The organism is Thermomonas sp. (genome assembly GCF_020850895.1).
In the GTDB taxonomy this organism is placed as follows: domain Bacteria; phylum Pseudomonadota; class Gammaproteobacteria; order Xanthomonadales; family Xanthomonadaceae; genus Thermomonas.
In genome coordinates this window covers 1-3,922 of record NZ_JADZDS010000037.1, presented here as the reverse complement: position 1 = coordinate 3,922, position 3,922 = coordinate 1, and the positions used below count along the sequence as shown (strand labels likewise).

Here is a 3,922-nt window from a genome sequence, read left to right as displayed (position 1 = left end):
CTGTACGTGTACTTGCGTACGAATACTTTTGAATTGATGGTGTTGATCGAACGTCTGCTAATTGGACAACCGTCCACTACCAGACGCCCGCACAAGTCACCTGCGCACACTGTCAAAGATCCTCGGACCGGCCTCAGCGCCGCATCCATCCTCGAAACCGTTCAGCCCGAGGGAGCCGCCCATCATACACGCGTTTTGACCTCTGTCAACGCCCGTCGTGCGACTTTTTTCCTGCCCCGCCAGCCAACCGCGCAGGCCAACTCAGCAGGGCCGCGCAGTCTGCTCCCCTTCCCGCGTGCTGAACAGTCTTGACGCTTGATGCGGTTCGTGAGCGCAAGCGCTGGTGCGAGCTTCAGCCATCCATCTCGCGGTTGATCAGCTGGATGCCACCAGCCGCACCCGCGCGAAGTTGCGCTTGCCCACCGCCAGCACACCCTCGAAGCCCGGCGCGAACACGCGCGCCGCATCTTCGAAGACTTCGCCATCGACGCGCACGGCGCGCTCCTTCAGCTTGCGATTGGCCTCGCCATTGGAGGGCGTGATGCCCGCAGCCGTCAGCAGCGCCGCGATGCGCAGCCCGTCCGCCGGTACCACCACGTCATTGAGCGGCAGTTGCGACAGATCGCCTTCGCCGCGCACCGCGGCATGCCAGCCAGCGATGGCCTGCTCGGCCTGCGCCGCATCATGGAAACGCGCCGCCAGCTCACGCGCCAAACGCAGCTTGATGTCGCGCGGATTCATGCCCGCCTCGACCTCGCCGCGCAGGCGCGCAGCCTCGTCGATGCCGATCTCGAAGCTGAGCAGGTCGATCCAGCGCCACATCAACGCGTCGCCGATCTTCATCGTCTTGGTGACGATATCGATCGCCGGCTCATTGATGCCGATGTAGTTACCCAGCGACTTGCTCATCTTGTTGACGCCGTCGAGCCCTTCCAGCAGCGGCATGGTCAACACGATCTGCGGCGGCTGCCCGTGGTGCTCCTGCAAGCCGCGCCCCATCAGCAGGTTGAACTTCTGGTCGGTGCCGCCGAGCTCGACATCGCATTTGAGCGCCACCGAGTCGTAACCCTGCACCAAGGGATACAGGAACTCATGGATGGCGATCGATTGCTGCGCGGCGTAGCGCTTGGCGAAATCATCGCGCTCGAGCATGCGCGCCACGGTGTGCTGCGCGGCAAGCTTGATCATGTCCGCTGCTGTCATCGCGCCGAACCACTCGCTGTTGAAGCGCACCTCGGTGCGCTCCCGGTCGAGCACCTTGAACACCTGGTCGGCATAGGTCTGCGCATTGGCCAGCACATCCTCGCGGGTCAGCGGCTTGCGGGTGATGTTCTTGCCGGTCGGGTCACCGATCATCCCGGTGAAGTCGCCAATCAGGAAGATGACCTGGTGCCCGAGATCCTGGAACTGGCGCATCTTGTTGAGCAGGACGGTATGCCCGATATGCAGATCGGGGGCGGTGGGGTCAAAGCCGGCCTTGATGCGCAGCGGGCGGCCAAGCTTGAGGCGGGCTTCGAGCTCGTCGCGCTTGAGGATTTCGTCGCTGCCACGCGCGATCAGGTCCACGGCTTGTTGCAGTTCGGGCACGGGCACGTTTCTCCGGCGGCGCACGCAGGCCGCATTCATGTTTGACTGGTTTACGTTAACGTCCCGTTAAACGGAAGAATGTAAAAACATTCGATGATTCAACGGGTTGACGCACCTTCCTGGCGCGACTAAGGTAGCTCGCCATGGCGTCCTCGGGCGCGCACGTAGGGAATCATATGACGGATTCGACCCGCGACGCCGTACGTCGGACGAATCTGGATCGCGCGCGCGTCAACGCAGACCGCCCGGTTTCCAGCTTGATTGCGCATACGTTCTCAGGTCGCTGGACGCGACGGCATTGGGCACAGGCCAGCGTGTTGACCACGATGGCAGCCTTGCTGGTGGCAATCGTCCCCGGGTTTTCGAATCTGCTGGATGCGCCGACGAACCTGCGCGCGCAGCGCATGACCCTCGCGCTGACCTTGCCCAAACCAGACACGTCGAGGGCGACCGGCGATCGTTGGCAGACCGTGCAGCTCAAACCGGGGCAAACCCTCAGCGGCGTGTTCGAAGAACTGGGCATTCCCTACAGCCAGCTTGCCCGGGTGATGCAGCATCCACGCATCAAGCCGACCCTGCGCCGCCTGCGCCCCGGCACCCAACTCAGCTTCAACCTCCCTGCCGATGGCAGCGTGCGCGCCATGCGCCTGGAAGCCGGTGCCGGCGTCGGCGACACCCCGATCGAACTGGAGTTCGCCGCTGACGCCGTGCGCGAGCGCGCCGTTCCGGTCGAAGTCACCACCCGCACCGTGGTGCTCACCGGCGAAGTGGGCGACTCCCTGTTCGCCTCCGCGCGCGCGCTTGGGCTGGGAAGCACGCAACTCAACCAGCTCACCGACGAGATGTTCAAGTACGACATCGACTTCGATTCCGACCTGGACGAGCACGACCGCTTCAGCGTGGTGGTCGACCAGACCTGGAAGAACGGCCAACTGGTCAACACCGGCCCGGTGCTGGCGGCGGCATTCACCGTCGATGGCAGGATCAAGAGCGCGTTCCGTTTCCTGCGCGACGGGCGGCCGGAATACTTCACCCCGGACGGACGTTCGCTCAAGCGGCCGTTCATCCGCATGCCGATTCCCTACGCGCGGATCAGCTCCGGCTTCGGCATGCGTCGGCATCCGATCCTTGGCCGGATGCGCGGCCACATGGGTATCGATTACGCCGCCGGCACCGGCACCCCGATCATGGCCGCCGGCAATGCGCGGGTGGCTTTCGTTGGCCGCAAGGGCGGTTACGGCAACGCGGTCATCCTCGACCACGGCGGCGGCAGGACCACGCTGTACGGCCACATGTCGCGCTTCGCCAACATCCGCATCGGCCAGAGCGTTGCCCAAGGCGCGGTGATCGGCTACGTCGGCAGCACCGGCCTGGCCACCGGCCCGCATCTGCACTATGAGTTCCGTCTCAACGGCGTGCACGTCAATCCGCTGAAGATGACCTTGCCGCCGCCGGCTCCGCTGAGCGGGGCCGCGCTGGTGGCATTCCGGGCCGATACGCGGCACGCGCTGGACAAGATCCGCGAGATGGAAGACGTGGTGTTCCAGCTCGATGACGGCAGCCGGATCGCCGACGCTCCGCCGGCGCAGCAGGCGGCGCCGGTGGTGACGGCGCAGGCACGAACCGCGCCTCGCGGCAACGCCCGCCGCAAGGGCTGAGCGCGCGCGGTCGGTGCGATACTGCGCGGCATGACGGCGGCGCGCTACTACCTCGGCCTGATCTCCGGCACCAGCGCCGACGGCATCGATGCGGCGCTGGTGCAATTCGAAGGTGCGCATGCACATGCACGGCCAACGCTGGTGTTCGGCCGAACCGTTCCATGGGAACCCGCGCTGCGTGAACGTATGGTGGCGCTGGGGCAGCAGGCGTCATCGTTGACACTGGACGAGATCGGCGAGCTCGATGTGCGCATCGCGCGCGCGTTCGCCGATACCGCACAGGCCGCAATCCACGCCAGTGGCGTTGCCGCGAGCGACGTCGTCGCGATCGGATCGCACGGCCAGACCCTGCGCCATCGTCCGCAGGGCGATGCGCCGTTCACCCTGCAACTGGGCGATGGCAATGTCATCGCCGAGCGCACGGGCGTGCAGGTGGTGGCGGATTTCCGGCGCCGCGATGTCGCCGCAGGTGGCCATGGCGCGCCGCTGGTGCCGGCCTTCCACGCCGCCGTCTTGCACGAACCGAACGAGGATCGCGCGGTGCTGAATCTTGGCGGGATCGCCAATTTCACCCTGCTGCCCGCGCAGGGCGTGGTGCGCGGTTTCGATACCGGCCCGGCCAATGGCCTGATGGACGCCTGGTGCCTGCGCCATACCGGACAGGGCTTTGACGAGGG

The 3,922-nt window shown here is 65.6% G+C and carries 3 protein-coding genes; 2 read left to right on the top strand and 1 reads right to left on the bottom strand.

The features are described from left to right. Nucleotides 1-375: 375 nt before the first annotated feature. Nucleotides 376-1,587, bottom strand: coding sequence for a tyrosine--tRNA ligase (gene tyrS / locus IT472_RS03460; RefSeq protein ID WP_297178423.1), 1,212 nt, complete (start codon nucleotides 1,585-1,587; stop codon nucleotides 376-378). 176 nt (nucleotides 1,588-1,763) lie between these two features. Between tyrS and IT472_RS03455 the strand changes: the two genes are divergently transcribed. Both IT472_RS03455 and IT472_RS03450 read left to right on the top strand, forming a co-directional pair. Next, entirely contained in the window at nucleotides 1,764-3,245 is a 1,482-nt protein-coding gene (locus IT472_RS03455) for a M23 family metallopeptidase (RefSeq protein ID WP_297178421.1), read from the top strand. Between the two features lie 30 nt (nucleotides 3,246-3,275). Continuing rightward, nucleotides 3,276-3,922 (top strand): anhydro-N-acetylmuramic acid kinase (locus IT472_RS03450; RefSeq protein ID WP_297178418.1); only part of this gene is annotated, 647 nt, incomplete at its 3' end.